Below are 14,926 nucleotides of genomic sequence, written 5' to 3' on the forward strand. Positions count from 1 at the left end.
TGTGTCTTCTCTTGTCTATTGAAATTAAAGAAACGGAATATGAGAACTACGGAAAATGCCTGAGGCTGGATAACGGCCTGATCGACGTTGTTGTAACCATTGAGTTCGGGCCGCGCATCGTCCGTTTCGGCTTTATCGGCGAAGAAAATATTCTTTACAACGATCTGGAACGCCGCAATTATATCAGCAGCGAAAGTATGTCGGAACGCTACGGCAAGGACGCGGCTTTTTACCATTACGGCGGCCACCGCGTATGGCTCAGTCCCGAAAAAATGCCCGAAACGTATTATCCGGACAACGAGCCGGTCGTATACGGCATTCTGCCGGAAGGCGTCAGCTTTACGCCCCCGCGCCAAAAGCGCAACGACGTTCAGCTGAGCTTTGAAGTGATCATGACCGAGGGCACCACGGATATCATGGTGGTACACAGCGCGAAAAACTGCTCGAAGGAAAAACGGAACTGCGCGCTGTGGGCGCTGACCATGGTGAAGGGCGGCGGCGTGGAGGTGATCCCGATGAACAAGGACACCGGCAGCTCGCTGCTCCCCAACCGGCTTCTCACTCTTTGGCCGTATTCCGATATCCGGGACAAACGCCTGTCAGCGGGCAACCGGTTTATTACGATCCGGCACGACACGGACATTCCCGACGCACTGAAGCTGGGCGTCAACAATACGCCGGGCTGGGCATCGTACACCTGCGGAGAATATACGCTAATAAAGCGTTACCTTCACACCGCTCAGGCGGCGTACCCGGATTACGGCTGCTCCTATGAGACGTACGCGTGCGGCGATTTTATCGAAATGGAATCGCTGAGCCCGCTGTACGGCCTGGAACCGGGCGAGGGAATCCGTCACGTGGAAAATCTTTCGCTGATCAGGCAGCCTTTCCCGGATGATCCGGTCGACGAGGACGCAATCGAAAAATTCTGCGCGCATTTCAAATAAAATTTTTTCGATACGATCAAACGGGGGGGGGCGGCCAATGGCCGCCCCCCGTTTCTCTCAATTTTTACAGTGTTCCGAAAATACGGTCGCCCGCGTCGCCAAGGCCCGGTACAATGTAGCCGATGTCGTTCAGGTGATCATCGACGGCGGCGCAGAAAAGCTGTACGTCGGGATGCGCTTCGGTAAACGCCTTCACCCCTTCCGGAGCGGCAATAATGCACATAAAGCGGATGCTTTTCGGCTTGCTGCGCTTGATGATGGTGACTGCGTCGATCGCGGAGCCGCCGGTGGCGAGCATCGGGTCCAGCACGATGACGTCGCGCTCCTCAATATCCTGCGGCAGCTTGCTGTAGTATTCTATCGGCTGCAGCGTCTCGTGGTCGCGGTAAAGGCCGATATGGCCGACCTTCGCGGCGGGAACCATTTTCAGTACGCCGTCCACCATGCCCAAGCCCGCTCTTAAAATAGGAACAAACGCAAGCTTCCTTCCCGCAATCACCTTTGTTTTCGCTTTCCCCATGGGGGTCTCGATCGTCGTGTCCTCCAAAGGAAGATCGCGGGTCGCCTCGTAGCACATCAGCATCCCGATTTCACCGACCAGCTCGCGGAATTCCTTAGAACCCGTGTTTTTGTCGCGTAAAAAAGTCAGCTTGTGCTGAATCAGCGGATGATCCATAACAAATACCTGTTTATCCATGTTGACAGCCTCCATAGTCTTGTATTGTTGTAACCCAAAAATTACAGCTCGCCGCGCTCTATCGCAGAGATTTCGTCAATGCGCTGCTGGTGGCGGCCGCCTTCAAATTCGGTTTTCAGGTAGATCTTTGCGAGCTCCACCGCCTTTTTTTCATCGATCACCCGGCCTCCAAGGCAGAGAATATTGGAATTGTTGTGCCGGCGGGTCATTTCCGTGCAGTAAGCGTCGGCGCACACCGACGCACGGATGCCCTGCACCTTGTTGGCCGCGATGCTCATCCCGATTCCCGTTCCGCAGCACAGGATTCCGCGCTCCGCTTCGCCGTCCGCTACGCAGTGCGCGACCTTTGCCGCAACCGGCGCATAGTCGATAGAGGTTTCGTCAAACGTGCCGAAATCCTTATAGGCAATATTTTCGGCAGCAAGATAGTTCTTAATGGCTTCTTTCAATAAAAATCCGCCGTGATCCGCTCCTAAAGCTATCATTTGATTTCTCCTTTTATTCGTTTTTTTAATTCCCGCTCCGCCTGCGGCGGGCGAAGATAGATCGGCATCAGAGCCGCCGGGGACACCGCCCCGCCCCGCTCATATACTTTCTGCGCAGACTTTGCCACGCCCCAGGCACGCTGGTAAAGCAGGTGCTCGGGCGGCAGAACCGCGCTCAGGCTTTTAAACCGCTCATTATTATAGCACAATTTCGCGCCGTCTCCAACAAGGAATATCGGTTTCGTGTAATTTTTACATTCCCGTGCCAAATCCTCAATGGAAAGCGCCCGGTCGGGAGTGATTCTTTCCACGGAATTTTCATGCGCGGAAAAGACCGCGTTATAGACCTGCCCGCAGCGGGCGTCCATTACCGCGCAGACCGTGCAGTCCAGGTGCGCCAGGTTCTGCGCCATGGCCTCCAGGGCGGAAACTCCCGCACAGGGTTTATTCTGCGCCATGGCCAAGCCTTTGATACTCGCCACGCCGATACGGACGCCCGTAAAAGAACCGGGGCCCGCGGAAACCGCAAACAGATCGACGTTTCCCAGTTCTGTCCGCGTACACTCCAGAAGATGGTCGATCATGGGCATCAGCGTCTGGCTGTGGGTCAGGCGGGTATTGATGTAAAACTCTCCCAGCAGCCTGTCGTCGTCAAGCAGAGCCGCCGAGGCCGCGGTCGCGGAAGAATCGATTGCCAGTATCCTCATGGTTTTATCCCTTCTATCTGAAAAATCCGTTCGTTTTCCCGCGCGCCCCGACGGATTTCAATCCGTATCGCATCCTGCGGAAGAGCGGCCTCGATGTTTTCGCTCCACTCGATGACGAGCACGCCGCCGCTGTCGAGATAATCAAAAAATCCGGTGGAGTAAAGGTCGTCCCACCCGGTTACGCGGAACATATCAAAATGGTAGACATCCAGCCTGCCGTGATATTCGTGAACGAGCGCAAAGGTCGGGCTGGAAACGCCGTCCTGAATTCCAAGCCCGCGGGCAAGGCCGCGCGTAAAGGCGGTCTTCCCCATCCCCATCCCGCCGAAAAGCGCCAGCACCTCGCCGCCGGTCAGCTTTTCCGCAATTTTTACCCCGAGCGCTTCCGTCCCGGCAGGCGAAGAAGTGATGATTTCCTGCATATCCGGTCCCCTTATATCTTTAAAATAATCCCGAAATTTTCCCATTCGCGTCCACGTCGATCTTTTCGGCGGACGGTACCCTCGGCAGTCCGGGCATGGTCATAATATCCCCCGCGTACGCAACCACAAACCCCGCGCCGTTGGAAAGGCGCAGGTCGCGGATGGTGATACGGAAGCCTTTCGGCCGTCCTAAAAGCGCGGCGTTGTCGGAAAGGGAATATTGGGTTTTCGCAACGCAGACGGGCAGCCTGTCCCCGCCGAGCGCGGAGATGTCGGCAATAGCCTTTTCCGCCTGGCCGGTGTAGTCCACACCGTCCGCCCCGTAAATTTCTTTGGCAATGCATTCAATTTTCTGCCTGACCGTGGAATCGACGGAATAAATCGGATGGAAATCCGACGGCTTTTCCGCCGCCTCACAGACCTTTTTCGCCAGCTCCACGCCGCCCGCTCCGCCTTTGGCAAAGACTTCCGAAAGCGCGAAATCCGCGCCGTTGTCGCGGCAGTATTTTTCAATATACGCCATCTCACCGTCGGAATCGCTGCCGAAGCGGTTGATGGCGACGACCACCGGCACGCCGTACTTCTTCATATTGGCGATATGCGCGCCCAGATTGACGATTCCCTTTTCCAGCGCCGGCAGATTTTCCTCCGCCGTGCGGTCCTTCGGCACGCCGCCGTTGTATTTCAGCGCACGCGCGGTCGCCACAAGGACAACGGCGCCGGGCTTCAGGCCCGCAAGACGGCACTTGATGTCCAGAAATTTTTCCGCGCCAAGGTCGGAGCCGAAGCCGGCCTCGGTAATGCAGTAATCGGCAAGCTTCAAAGCAAGGCGCGTGGCCCTGACGGAGTTGCAGCCGTGGGCGATGTTGGCAAACGGCCCGCCGTGCATGATAACGGGCGTGCCCTCCAGCGTCTGCACCAGATTCGGATTGATCGCGTCTTTCAGAAGCGCGGCCATGGCGCCCTGCGCCTTGAGGTCCGAAGCGTAGACGGGCGCGCCCGCAAAGGTGTACGCGACCAGAATTCTTCCCAGCCGTTCCTTCAGATCCGTAATGTCGGACGCAAGACAGAAAATGGCCATGATTTCCGACGCAACGGTAATGCAGAAGCCGTCTTCGCGGGGAATTCCGTTGATTTTCCCGCCAAGGCCGACCACGATGCTGCGCAGGGCGCGGTCGTTCATGTCGAGACAGCGTTTGATTAAAATCCTTCGCTGGTCAACCCCCAGCGCGTTTCCCTGATGGATATGGTTGTCCAGCATGGCGCAGAGCAAATTGTTTGCGGAAGTAATGGCGTGAAAATCGCCCGTAAAATGCAGGTTGATGTCCTCCATCGGCACCACCTGTGCGTATCCGCCGCCCGCGGCGCCGCCTTTGATGCCGAATACCGGACCGAGGCTCGGTTCGCGAAGGGCAATGACGGCATTTTTTCCGATCCGCTTCATTGCCTCGCCAAGGCCCGCCGTCGTGGTGGTCTTCCCCTCCCCCGCGGGAGTGGGATTGATTGCCGTAACCAGAATGAGTTTGCCGTCCCTGCGGGAGGCAAGTCTGTTGTAGAGAGAGTCGTTCAGCTTTGCTTTAAACCGGCCGTATGGCTCAAGTTCTTCCTCGTAAATTCCGAGGTCAGCGGCAATTTTCGCAATCGGTACGAGCTTTGCCTGCTGTGCAATTTCGATGTCCGTCAGCATTCATGCATTCTCCTAACACATCATTATGACAAAATTATATCATATTCTTTTGTAAAAATGAACAGGAAAGAGTAATATTTCCTGATGAAACAGACGGCTGCCGCATCGTTGTCCGGATATGTTATAATGAAAAGCAGCTCCACAGATCAAGAATAGGGCGAGTACAAAAAATTAAAATCTTCAGTTTTTTGTAAGAAATCCGTTCAGTTTTTCTTAAGAAATATGCGGTAAGCTGTTGTTAAGGTTTTTGAGGGAGGAAATCAAATGGATAAAAAACAGATTCTGATTGTCGACGACGACCGTGAAATCGTCCGCGCAATCGCCATTTTGCTGGAAAAAGAGGGTTATTCGGCTCTGTGTGCCTATGACGGGCTGGAGGCCGTCGACGCGGCGATGAACAACGAAATCCATTTGATTTTGATCGATGTGATGATGCCGAAGCTGAACGGGCTTTCCGCGGTCATGAAAATCCGTGAAAAACGCAATATCCCGATCATCGTGCTTTCGGCAAAAAGCGAGGACACCGATAAAATTCTCGGACTCAGCATGGGTGCGGACGACTACGTGACAAAGCCGTTCAATCCCATGGAGCTTGTCGCGCGCATCCGTTCCCAGCTCAGGCGCTACATCAGCCTGGGCGACATCAACGCGAATACGAACGCAAACGAAATCGTCAACGGCAGACTGAGCTACAATACGGACGAACGCATCCTGAAGGCGGACGGCGAGCCCGTCCGCCTGACGGCGACGGAAACCAAAATCGTCGACCTGCTGATGCGCAATCTGGGCAGGACCTTTCCTGCGGAGGAAATCTACCGCCGCGTATGGAACGAGCCCGCCTACTGTGTGGAAAACACCGTTATGGTCCACGTCCGCCGCATCCGGGAAAAAATCGAACTCAACCCAAAGGAACCCGAATATTTAAAGGTGGTGTGGGGCATTGGCTACAAAATCGAAAAAGTTTAAGCCGGTATTCAGCTGGCTCTGTTTTTTCTTCAGTATGGTGACGATTACGGGGATCCTGACCTTGGCCCTTTTTTCCGGGGAATTCGTCAACCGCGGCGACTACTTCCTCAGAGAAGTGAACGATGCGTTTGAACAGGACTATCAAAAAACTTCCCTGTTCAGTCAGGGGATGGGATACCGGCTGCAGGATATTCTGGATTCGCTGGCCGCAGGAAAAGGAGCTGACGGTACCGATGCCTGGGAGGTTTTGGACCGGGACGCGAGCAAAAACATCCTCTATTCGGCGGGAACAAAGGACAAACCGGCAATGCATACCAACGGGTACCCGAATCTGGATCTGGATACCGCACCGCTGCCGGACGGGTATAACTTCAGGCTGCATTTCGACGGCAAAAAGGTGACGATTACCAAGGACGGAAAAAATCTGGATATTTACGGGGACGGAGTCTACCGGCCCAACAAATCCATGTGGTATGTTCCGGGTTATACCAGCAACACGAAGCTGAATGATTCCGGCATTGAAAATTACAGGGTAACCATGTTTGTCCGCAGTGAGCTCATTGAGCCCGTCAGCGGCAGCAGCGTGTTGTCCTATATTCCCGACAACCAACGAAATGGAAAAACCGCTTTGTATGCCGCCGGGGTCTTTCTGGCACTTGGCCTGATCGCCTTTGCCGTATATGTTCTGCTGAGAAAGGACAAAAAACAGGCCGATCTGGCTCTGGCGCGCTTTACCGGCTGGTTCTGGTGGGAATTCAAGGCGCTGTGCGTCGCCGTGCTGGTCTGTCTGGACTTTGCTTTTATGCCCGCAACCTGGAGCAGCGACCGGATTCTATGGGGAATCTGTGCGGCGGTTTCGATGTTCTTCTATTATCTGGTTGTGAACGATATGCGCTATAACCGTCCCTTCTACCGACACAATATTTTTAACTCCATTTTAAGCAATTACAGAAGGTTCGAATTTTCAAAGCCGTTCCAGAGGCAGATGGTCCAACGGTTCTGGGCGCTGCTGGCGGCTGAAATCCTGCTGTTGCTGTTTGGTTTGACCGTAACGGCCGTCATTCATCCCAGTTCCTTCTTCGTCATGGTCTTTCTGCTGCTGGTGCTTGCCGGGATGATTTACCTGATTTACCGGTATGTGCGCAGATTTCAGAACACCGTCTACGACATCGGGCTTCTGATACGCCATATTTCCCTTGTAAAAACCGGCGATCCTTCGGCGGTGGTCGAGCTGCCCGCGGAAGCGGACCTGAAAAACGCTTCGCTGGAATTGAATGAGATCCAGTCCGGCATCGGCGAAGCGGTGGAGGAACGCCTCAAAAGCGAACGGATGAAAATAGAGCTGATCACCAATGTGAGCCACGACCTGAAAACGCCGCTCACCTCCATCATCAGCTATATCGACCTGTTAAAGCAGGAGGAGGGGTTGTCCGACCACATAAAGGATTATATCGAAATCCTTGCCCAAAAATCCGACCGGCTGAAAAACATGGTGCAGGACATCTTTCAGGTGAGCAAGGCGACCAGCGGAAACATCGAGATGAATCCGGAAATTCTGGATTACGGCAAGCTGATCCTGCAGACGCTGGCGGACATGAACGAGCAGGTGGAGGCTTCCGGACTGGTATTGAAAATCGACATCCCGGATACCCCCGTCATGATCCGGGCAGACGGAAAGCTCTTATACCGGGTGTTCCAGAATCTCATCGGCAACGCGCTGCAGTATTCGCTGGACGGCTCCCGTGTGTTTATCACGCTGGAACAAACCGGGGAAGAAGCCTCCGCCTCGGTAAAGAATACCTCCCGCTTTGAGCTGGACGGCGACCGGGATATGACCGAACGCTTTGTAAGGGGAGACAGTTCGCGCACGACAAGCGGCAGCGGGCTGGGGCTTTCCATCGCACGCAGCTTTACGGAGGCCTGCGGGGGAAGGTTCCGGATCAGCGTCGACGCCGACCTGTTTTCGGCGAGAGTCGATTTTCCGCTTGCGCAGCTGCAGCCCGAAGAGCAGTAAATCCTGTTGCTTCTGACATAAAAAGGAAAACCGATGCGAGCTTCCCGCCCGCGCCGGTTTTCCTTTATTATTCGCTTGCAGTTTTCGCGTTTCCATCATATAATAAGTAAATTAGAGGTGAAGTCATGCGAGGTTTGAAATCTTTTGTCAACTATTTAAAACGGGCGGACAAGCTGTATTGGACAATTATGATCCTGATATCGGCGTACAGCCTTCTGCTGCTGAAAACCGTGCCCAACAGCGGCTCGGGCAAGTCCTATTTTGCCGTACAGCTGGTCGCCATTGTGATCGGCTATGTGGGCGCGATCCTGTTCACGCTGATCGATTACCGGGAAATCGCGAGCTATTGGTATATTGTGGCGGGATTTTGCCTTTTTTTAATCATTTACACACAGATTTTCGGTAAGGCGGTCACGAATAGCGGCGGTATAAACGCAAAAGCGTGGATAGAGCTCCCCGGCGGTATCACCTTTCAGCCGAGCGAATTGGTCAAGATTGGTTTTATCATTACATTTTCCAAACATATATCGGAACTGAAAGAACGCGACCTGCTGAAATCCTTTCCGCAGGTCATGCTGCTGGCTTTCCATGCATTGATTCCAGTCGTACTGGTCCATTTTCAGGGAGATGACGGCACCGCGGTCATCTTCTTCTGCATGTTCCTTGCCATGGCGTTTGGAGCCGGGGTTCAGCTCAGATACTTTGGAGCGGTGTTCGCTGCACTGGCTGTTGCATTCCCTATTGCGTGGGAATATATTTTGCAGGATTACCAGAAAGACCGCTTTACCATTTTCCGCCACCCGGAATCGGATCCGCTGGACAAGGGCCTGCAGCAGATTCAGGGCAGGCTGTCCATCGGCAGCGGACAGCTGTGGGGACGCGGGCTGTTCAACGGCAATTCGCGCGTCAGTAAAAGGCTGGTACCCGTACAGCAAAGTGATTTCATTTTTTCCGTTGCCGGAGAACTGCTCGGCTTTTTCGGCTGTATGCTGATTATGGTTCTTCTTCTGCTGCTCCTGTTGCGGACGCTCCGGATTGCGAGAAAATCCCCCGACTGTCTGGGCAGCAGCATCTGCTTCGGCTTCTTCGGCATGATTGCGGCGCAGGCACTGTTCAATTTAGGCATGTGCCTGAACCTTTTGCCTGTCATGGGCGTTACGCTCCCGTTTTTCAGCGCGGGCGGTTCGTCCGCAGCCTGTCTGTATTTAGGGTTCGGGTTAGCGCAGAACGTGCATATGCACAGAATGAACACGGACAAAGTTACGCTCCGGCGATAAAGCATCATGATAAAAAACACCGCCTTATCCCATCACAACGGGAAAGGGCGGTGTTTTTATGATATTCTGCATTTTTACTGAAAAAGTTTATCCTGCAGTTTTTTTGTTTTGGAACGCCTTTGCGCCGTCGCTTCCGCGTTGATGCTGAGCGCCCCCTCGGCGTCGTCCACGTTCAGCACGTCGCCTTCCCGCGCGCCCTGCGGAAGCTCGGTGGTTTCGATGGCGAAGAATTTCTGATCCTTGTCCTCACAGATTGCGTAGGTTCCCTCAAAACGGTCTATGACCAGCATTTTCATTTTTTCTATCCCCCTCTTTATTATCATCAGCGCTCGGCTGCAAGCTTTATAGTTTGCCCGTCGCTCATAAAAATAAGCGTTCCGCTGACGTCGGTCCGGTAAACCGCCGCACCGGCGGACAAAAGCCTTTTCAGTACTTCCCGTTTCGGAAGCCCGTTGGAATCGTCGGCAACGGAAATCGCCGCCCATTTCGGCTTTACGGCGTTCAGCAGAGCGTCCGTGGTGGAGGTGCTGCTGCCGTGGTGGCCGACCTTCAGAACATCGGCGGAAAGGTCTTCCCCGCCTGCGATCAAATCGGATTCCTCCTCTTTTTCCGCGTCGCCCATCAGCAAAAACCGCGTTTTCCCATAGGTCAGCTTCAGGACGATGGAATTGTTGTTGGTGCTGCCGCCCTGCCGGACAGGGGCAAGAACCTCTATTTTCATACCGCCGAGAGAGAAAGTTTCTCCGGGCCGGGGAGCAGTCGTGGAAATCTGTTTTTCGTTCAGCGCTTTCTGCGCGGCAAGATATTCCTCGCTGGATGGAATCAGGTCCTTCGGAATATCGGGCGCAAAATATTTTTTGACGGGATAACGCCCGATCAGGTACGCAAGACCGCCGATGTGATCCTCGTCGGGGTGTGTGTTGACCATATACTCCAGCTTCTTCACGCCCCGGCGGTCAAGGTATTCCGCCACCGGTTCCCCGCAATCGACAGTCCCGCCGTCCACGAGCATCGCTTTCCCCCCGCACTCAATCAAAATGCTGTCGGCTTTTCCGACCTCCAGCACATGGAAGGACATTGGGCTGGAATCCGCCGCCGCGGAGAAATCGCTCAGCCCGAAAAAGGAAAAAATCCGGTGCCAGGAGGCTGCCGCCCCGAACGGCAGCAGCGAAACAACGAATCCAATCACCAGAAACAGCGAAATAGTGATTTTCAGCGCCTTTTTACTGTTTTTTTGCTGCTCCATCTGCCCTGCTTCTCTCTTTTTTGAACTTGGGCTGCACGCTGCATGGCAGGGTTGGGAGGGACAAGACACGAGCCGCCCGTACCGATCAGGTCGCTGCGGCCCGCGGCTTTCAGCGCCGCAATTACCAGATCCCTGTTCTTTGGATTAAAATACTGCAGAAGCGCCCGCTGCATCGCCTTTTCCCGGTCGGTGCGGGGAATATAAACCTCTTTCATCGTATAAGGATCGAGTCCGGTGTAAAACATGCAGGTGGAAATAGTGCCGGGGGTGGGATAAAAATCCTGCACCTGCTCCGGACGAAGGTGCTCGCGCTTCAGAAACAGAGCAAGCGAAACCGCGTCTTTCAGAGTGCTGCCTGGGTGGGAGGACATCAGGTATGGAACAAGATACTGCTCCTTGCCCTCCTCCTTACAGAAATGATAATACTTTTTTTCAAATTTCAAAAACGATTCAATATGCGGCTTGCCCATACAGTCAAGGACCTCCGGAGTACAGTGCTCCGGCGCAACTTTCAGCTGTCCGCTGACATGGTATTTGACCAGTTCCCTGAAAAAGGCGTCGTCCTTGTCTTCCATTAAATAATCGAAGCGGATGCCGGAACGGATAAACACGCGTTTGACCTTTGGCAGGGCGCGCAGCCTGCGCAGAATATCCAGGTATTCGCTGTGGTCCACCTTGAGCAGAGGACACGGCTTCGGTGCAAGGCATTTTTTACCGCCCGCGCAGAGCCCCAGCTTTTCCTGCCTGTCGCAGGACGGATGGCGGAAATTGGCGGTCGGGCCGCCGACATCGTGGATATATCCCTTAAAATCCGGATTTTCCGTCAGCTTTTTTGCTTCGCGCAGGATGGACTCCTCGCTGCGGGTGGTGATGGAACGGCCCTGATGGAACGCAATGGAACAGAAATTGCAGGCGCCGAAACAGCCGCGGTTGTGCGTAATGGAGAACTGTACCTCCTGAATGGCCGGAACCCCGCCCATGCTCTCGTAGCACGGGTGATAGGTGCGCATATACGGCAGCTCATAAACGGCGTCGAGCTCCTTTTGCTTTAAAGGCGGCATCGGCGGGTTCTGAACCAGTATTTTGCCGCCGTGACGCTGAATAACTCTGCGTCCCCGCACGGCGTCCTGCTCGTCCTGCTGTTTGCGGCAGGAAACGGCGTACTCCCTTTTATTCTGACAGACCTGCTCAAAGCTGGGACAGTCGACCGCCGGAACGGGCCGGTATTCCTTCGTGGGAACCGCATAGCAGGTGCCGCGGATATCGGTAATCGTACCGATCGGCTCGCCGGAAAACAGGCGGCGGGCAATTTCGACCGTCTGGCTTTCGCCCATGCCGTAGGTCAGCAAATCCGCCCCGGAGTCCAGAAGAATCGACGGGCGGATTTTGTCGTCCCAGTAGTCGTAATGTGCGAAGCGGCGAAGGGACGCTTCCAGCCCTCCGATAACGACCGGCGAGTCCGGATAGATTTCCCTGATTTTTTTCGTGTAGACAATAACGGCGCGATCGGGCCGGAGACCGGTTCTGTTCCCCGGCGAATAGGCGTCTTCTTTGCGTCTGCGGCGCGCCACGGTGTAATGGGCGACCATGGAATCAATGTTTCCGGAGCTGACCAGAAAGCCGTATTTCGGCTTGCCGAACCGGGTAAAATCCCGGTCGGTGCGCCAGTCCGGCTGCGCCAGAATGGCCACCCGGTAGCCAAACTGCTCCAGCACGCGCGAGATGATCGCGGTGCCGAAGGTAGGATGGTCAACGTAAGCGTCGCCGGTTACGACAACGAAATCCGGCGCGTCCCAGCCAAGAGCATCCGTTTCTTCTTTTGTAATGGGTAAAAAAGGCATTCCGCTTATTCTTCACTTTCTTTTTGATCTGCCTGCTGCATGGTCATTTCCAGCCACTGCTGATATGTAATGAGCACCTGACGCGGCTTGGAGCCTTCGTGCGGGCCTACAATGCCCATCTGCTCCATCTCGTCGACCAGACGGCCGGCGCGGGCATACCCGAGGCGCAGGCGGCGCTGGAGCAGAGAGGTCGAAGCCTGTCCCGCTTCCACAACGCATTTGACCGCTTCCGGCATCATGGGGTCGGTGTCGCCGTTCACACCGCCGCCTCCTCCGCTGTCCTTTTCGGCTACGGCGTTTTTCTCAATCTCCTCGGCAATATTTTTATCATATCCCGCTTCCTGCGACTTCTTTACGAAATTTACGACGGATTCGATTTCACTGTCGCTGACAAAGCAGCCCTGGATTCTGGTGGGCTTCTGCGAGCCGACGGGCGAAAACAGCATATCCCCGCGCCCCAGAAGCTTTTCCGCGCCACCCATGTCCAGAATGGTTCTGGAATCCACCTGGGAGGAAACGGAGAACGCGATACGGCTTGGGATATTTGCCTTGATAATTCCGGTGATGACGTCGACGGAGGGCCGCTGTGTGGCGATCAGCAGATGCATGCCCGCGGCACGCGCCATCTGCGCCAGGCGGCAGATGGAATCCTCCACCTCGTTGGGGGCGGCCATCATCAGGTCGGCAAGCTCGTCGATGATGATGACGATCTGCGGCAGATGCGGCATGGGCTGCCCGTTTTCATCCTGAAAGCCGTTGCTTTCCGCCAGCGCGTTGTATCCGCCCAGGTCACGCACGTTGTTCGCGGCGAAGGTCTTGTACCGCTTGAGCATTTCCGTGACGGCCCATCCCAAAGCGCCCGCAGCCTTGCGGGGATCGGTGACGACCGGGACCAGAAGCTGCGGAATCCCGTTATAAATGCCCAATTCCACCACCTTCGGGTCGATCATCAGAAATTTGACTTCTTCCGGAGTGGATTTATACAGAAGGCTGACAATAAACGAGTTGATGCACACGGATTTACCGGAACCCGTGGCGCCCGCAATCAGAAGATGAGGCATCTTGCTCAGATCCGCCGTTGCGACCGCACCCGCGATGTCGCGCCCGAGCACGACGGTCAGGCGGCTCTTCGCCGCGCCGAAGCTGTTGGACTCGATCAGCTCACGCATCCTGACAACGCTGACCTTCTTGTTCGGGACCTCTATTCCGACGGCGGCCTTGCCCGGGATCGGCGCTTCGATGCGCACACCGGACGCGGCGAGGTTCATGGCGATATCGTCGGACAGATTCGTAATTTTACTGATTTTCACACCCGCGGCGGGCTGCAGCTCGTAACGGGTGACGGCGGGGCCGCGGCTGATATCCACGATTTTTGTCTGGACGCCGAAGCTCTTCAGCGTCTGCACCAGCATCTGCCCGTTCAGCTTCAGTTCCTCGGTCACATCCTGCTCGCTCAGTTCCTTTGTAGTCTCCAGCATGGTGACCGGTGGGAAATGGTAGGTACCGTCCTGCGGCGGCTCGTCGGTAAACATGGTCATCTGCACGCCGGCGGGTTCGGGGGTTTTTTGCGTTTCCGGCTGCGGTGAAACGGCCTGACGGGCGGCATAAGCGGCAGCCGCCGCTGCGGAGCCGGTTTTATCCGCGGCCTGCGGAACCGGAGCCGCGGGCTGCTCTATCTTTTCCACTACGGGTTCTTTGACCCCGAACACCTTTTCCAGCTGTTCGAGCTTCTTGTTCCTCTGCGGCTTGCCCTTGGCCTGAACGGCACGCTGCGCCATATCCTCGCGGTCAAGCGCAATATCAATGTTGGAATTGGCCTGACGGGCGCGTTCCACAGCCCGCTGTTCCTGTGCGCTGCTGAAACTGGCAGCCATCATGTCGGCCGGTTTTGTCACCGCCCGGAACAATTGGACAAGGCTGGTCCCGGTCAAAATCATAACCGCTACAAAAAGAGACAGAATAATAACGATTTTTGCCCCGGTCGAGCCGAGCGCCGCGACGAACGGGATTCCGATCAGGCCGCTGAACAGCCCGGCGCCGGACCTTTGGGTACCCAGGGTATAAAGATCCTTGAGCCTGTCCCAGTACGAGGTGATGGGCGTATTGTTCTGATCGGTAAAAATATAGACAGCCGCACAAAACAGTGCAATAATGACGATCATAAAAATGACTTTGCTGCCCAGACGGTTTTTCTGGCGCTCAAAAGCCGTTACGAGCGATATGTAGCAGAGAAGAATCGGCCAGATGATCGCGCAGCTGCCAAAAAGGCCCAGAAGCGCGTTGTGGCACCACAGCCAGATGTGGTCGCCCCCGATCAGCACAAGGCAGACCATCAGAATGGACATGGCAAACACCACAATCGCGTTGATCTGATTGCGCTGCCTGATATACTCGGCATCCTTTTCCGCCCTTGTTTTTCTTCCGCCGGCAAGGTGCTGTGCCTTCGGCTTGCTCCGTGCGTGGGGCGCCGCTTTCTTATTCGTATTTGTTCTTTGAGTTGCCACCTTATAATCACCTTATATTTTTTATTTTCATTTGCTTCTGTCATTCGTTATATGTAACTTTTGCATTTTTTGCCGCCCTCCGTGAGGGAGGCGGCGCGCCGGAGGGAGTAAAAGCTCCCGGTCGGGGCTTCCA

At 55.0% G+C, this 14,926-nt stretch carries 13 protein-coding genes; 4 read left to right on the forward strand and 9 right to left on the reverse strand.

Features of this window, described 5'->3' with window-relative positions:
* Positions 1 to 11: 11 nt before the first annotated feature.
* Positions 12 to 947, forward strand: a complete 936-nt coding sequence (locus ACRQV7_RS09265) for a hypothetical protein (protein ID WP_444657917.1) — start codon at positions 12 to 14, stop codon at positions 945 to 947.
* Positions 948 to 1,011: 64 nt separating this feature from the next.
* Here the strand turns inward: ACRQV7_RS09265 and upp are convergent, their stop codons facing one another.
* From upp to ACRQV7_RS09290, 5 genes are read right to left on the reverse strand one after another with little or no spacing between them, the layout of a single operon-like run.
* Positions 1,012 to 1,644 (reverse strand): uracil phosphoribosyltransferase, encoded by a 633-nt coding sequence (gene upp, locus ACRQV7_RS09270; RefSeq protein ID WP_275717575.1) that lies wholly within the window; start codon positions 1,642 to 1,644, stop codon positions 1,012 to 1,014.
* 41 nt (positions 1,645 to 1,685) lie between these two features.
* Positions 1,686 to 2,129 (reverse strand): ribose 5-phosphate isomerase B, encoded by a 444-nt coding sequence (gene rpiB, locus ACRQV7_RS09275; protein ID WP_275717576.1) that lies wholly within the window; start codon positions 2,127 to 2,129, stop codon positions 1,686 to 1,688.
* A complete protein-coding gene (tsaB, locus tag ACRQV7_RS09280) occupies positions 2,126 to 2,836 on the reverse strand; it encodes a tRNA (adenosine(37)-N6)-threonylcarbamoyltransferase complex dimerization subunit type 1 TsaB (protein WP_275717577.1) in 711 nt (236 codons plus the stop codon). Before tsaB ends, rpiB begins: the two co-directional genes overlap by 4 nt.
* Complete coding sequence (gene tsaE / locus ACRQV7_RS09285) at positions 2,833 to 3,258, reverse strand: tRNA (adenosine(37)-N6)-threonylcarbamoyltransferase complex ATPase subunit type 1 TsaE (RefSeq protein ID WP_275717578.1); 426 nt, start codon at positions 3,256 to 3,258, stop codon at positions 2,833 to 2,835. Before tsaE ends, tsaB begins: the two co-directional genes overlap by 4 nt.
* A 19-nt stretch (positions 3,259 to 3,277) precedes the next feature.
* Positions 3,278 to 4,945: a formate--tetrahydrofolate ligase gene (locus tag ACRQV7_RS09290; RefSeq protein WP_444657918.1), complete on the reverse strand. Its 1,668-nt coding sequence runs from the start codon at positions 4,943 to 4,945 to the stop codon at positions 3,278 to 3,280.
* A gap of 264 nt (positions 4,946 to 5,209) precedes the next feature.
* Here ACRQV7_RS09290 and ACRQV7_RS09295 point away from each other — a divergent pair, with 264 nt between their 5' ends.
* The 3 genes from ACRQV7_RS09295 (at position 5,210) to ACRQV7_RS09305 (ending at position 9,202) form a co-directional block, all read left to right on the forward strand.
* Complete coding sequence (locus ACRQV7_RS09295; RefSeq protein WP_444657919.1) at positions 5,210 to 5,911, forward strand: response regulator transcription factor; 702 nt, start codon at positions 5,210 to 5,212, stop codon at positions 5,909 to 5,911.
* Complete coding sequence (locus ACRQV7_RS09300) at positions 5,886 to 7,925, forward strand: histidine kinase dimerization/phospho-acceptor domain-containing protein (RefSeq protein WP_444657920.1); 2,040 nt, start codon at positions 5,886 to 5,888, stop codon at positions 7,923 to 7,925. Before ACRQV7_RS09295 ends, ACRQV7_RS09300 begins: the two co-directional genes overlap by 26 nt.
* Before the next feature lie 125 nt (positions 7,926 to 8,050).
* Positions 8,051 to 9,202: an FtsW/RodA/SpoVE family cell cycle protein gene (locus ACRQV7_RS09305; RefSeq protein WP_444657921.1), complete on the forward strand. Its 1,152-nt coding sequence runs from the start codon at positions 8,051 to 8,053 to the stop codon at positions 9,200 to 9,202.
* Positions 9,203 to 9,276: 74 nt separating this feature from the next.
* Here ACRQV7_RS09305 and ACRQV7_RS09310 read toward each other — a convergent pair whose 3' ends face one another.
* Genes ACRQV7_RS09310 through ACRQV7_RS09325 form a run of 4 tightly spaced genes read right to left on the reverse strand, consistent with a single transcriptional unit; the run spans position 9,277 to position 14,793 of the window.
* The gene (locus ACRQV7_RS09310) at positions 9,277 to 9,498 is read right to left on the reverse strand and encodes a DUF3006 domain-containing protein (RefSeq protein ID WP_444657922.1); all 222 of its coding nucleotides are present in this window, start codon (positions 9,496 to 9,498) and stop codon (positions 9,277 to 9,279) included.
* A gap of 26 nt (positions 9,499 to 9,524) precedes the next feature.
* On the reverse strand, positions 9,525 to 10,448 hold the full coding sequence (locus tag ACRQV7_RS09315) for a ComEC/Rec2 family competence protein (protein WP_444657923.1): 924 nt from the start codon (positions 10,446 to 10,448) through the stop codon (positions 9,525 to 9,527).
* Positions 10,415 to 12,289 (reverse strand): YgiQ family radical SAM protein, encoded by a 1,875-nt coding sequence (locus ACRQV7_RS09320; protein ID WP_444657924.1) that lies wholly within the window; start codon positions 12,287 to 12,289, stop codon positions 10,415 to 10,417. Before ACRQV7_RS09320 ends, ACRQV7_RS09315 begins: the two co-directional genes overlap by 34 nt.
* Positions 12,290 to 12,294: 5 nt before the next feature.
* On the reverse strand, positions 12,295 to 14,793 hold the full coding sequence (locus ACRQV7_RS09325) for a DNA translocase FtsK 4TM domain-containing protein (RefSeq protein WP_444657925.1): 2,499 nt from the start codon (positions 14,791 to 14,793) through the stop codon (positions 12,295 to 12,297).
* Positions 14,794 to 14,926: the final 133 nt, after the last annotated feature.

Source organism: Caproiciproducens lactatisolvens (assembly GCF_052443335.1).
GTDB lineage: Bacteria > Bacillota > Clostridia > Oscillospirales > Acutalibacteraceae > Caproiciproducens.

Coding starts and splice junctions, on each gene's coding strand:
- upp (WP_275717575.1), bottom strand. CDS start 1,644: ATGGATAAACAGGTATTTGTTATGGATCATCCGCTGATTCAGCACAAG.
- rpiB (WP_275717576.1), bottom strand. CDS start 2,129: ATGATAGCTTTAGGAGCGGATCACGGCGGATTTTTATTGAAAGAAGCC.
- tsaB (WP_275717577.1), bottom strand. CDS start 2,836: ATGAGGATACTGGCAATCGATTCTTCCGCGACCGCGGCCTCGGCGGCT.
- tsaE (WP_275717578.1), bottom strand. CDS start 3,258: ATGCAGGAAATCATCACTTCTTCGCCTGCCGGGACGGAAGCGCTCGGG.
- ACRQV7_RS09290 (WP_444657918.1), bottom strand. CDS start 4,945: ATGCTGACGGACATCGAAATTGCACAGCAGGCAAAGCTCGTACCGATT.
- ACRQV7_RS09295 (WP_444657919.1), top strand. CDS start 5,210: ATGGATAAAAAACAGATTCTGATTGTCGACGACGACCGTGAAATCGTC.
- ACRQV7_RS09305 (WP_444657921.1), top strand. CDS start 8,051: ATGCGAGGTTTGAAATCTTTTGTCAACTATTTAAAACGGGCGGACAAG.
- ACRQV7_RS09310 (WP_444657922.1), bottom strand. CDS start 9,498: ATGAAAATGCTGGTCATAGACCGTTTTGAGGGAACCTACGCAATCTGT.
- ACRQV7_RS09315 (WP_444657923.1), bottom strand. CDS start 10,448: ATGGAGCAGCAAAAAAACAGTAAAAAGGCGCTGAAAATCACTATTTCG.
- ACRQV7_RS09320 (WP_444657924.1), bottom strand. CDS start 12,289: ATGCCTTTTTTACCCATTACAAAAGAAGAAACGGATGCTCTTGGCTGG.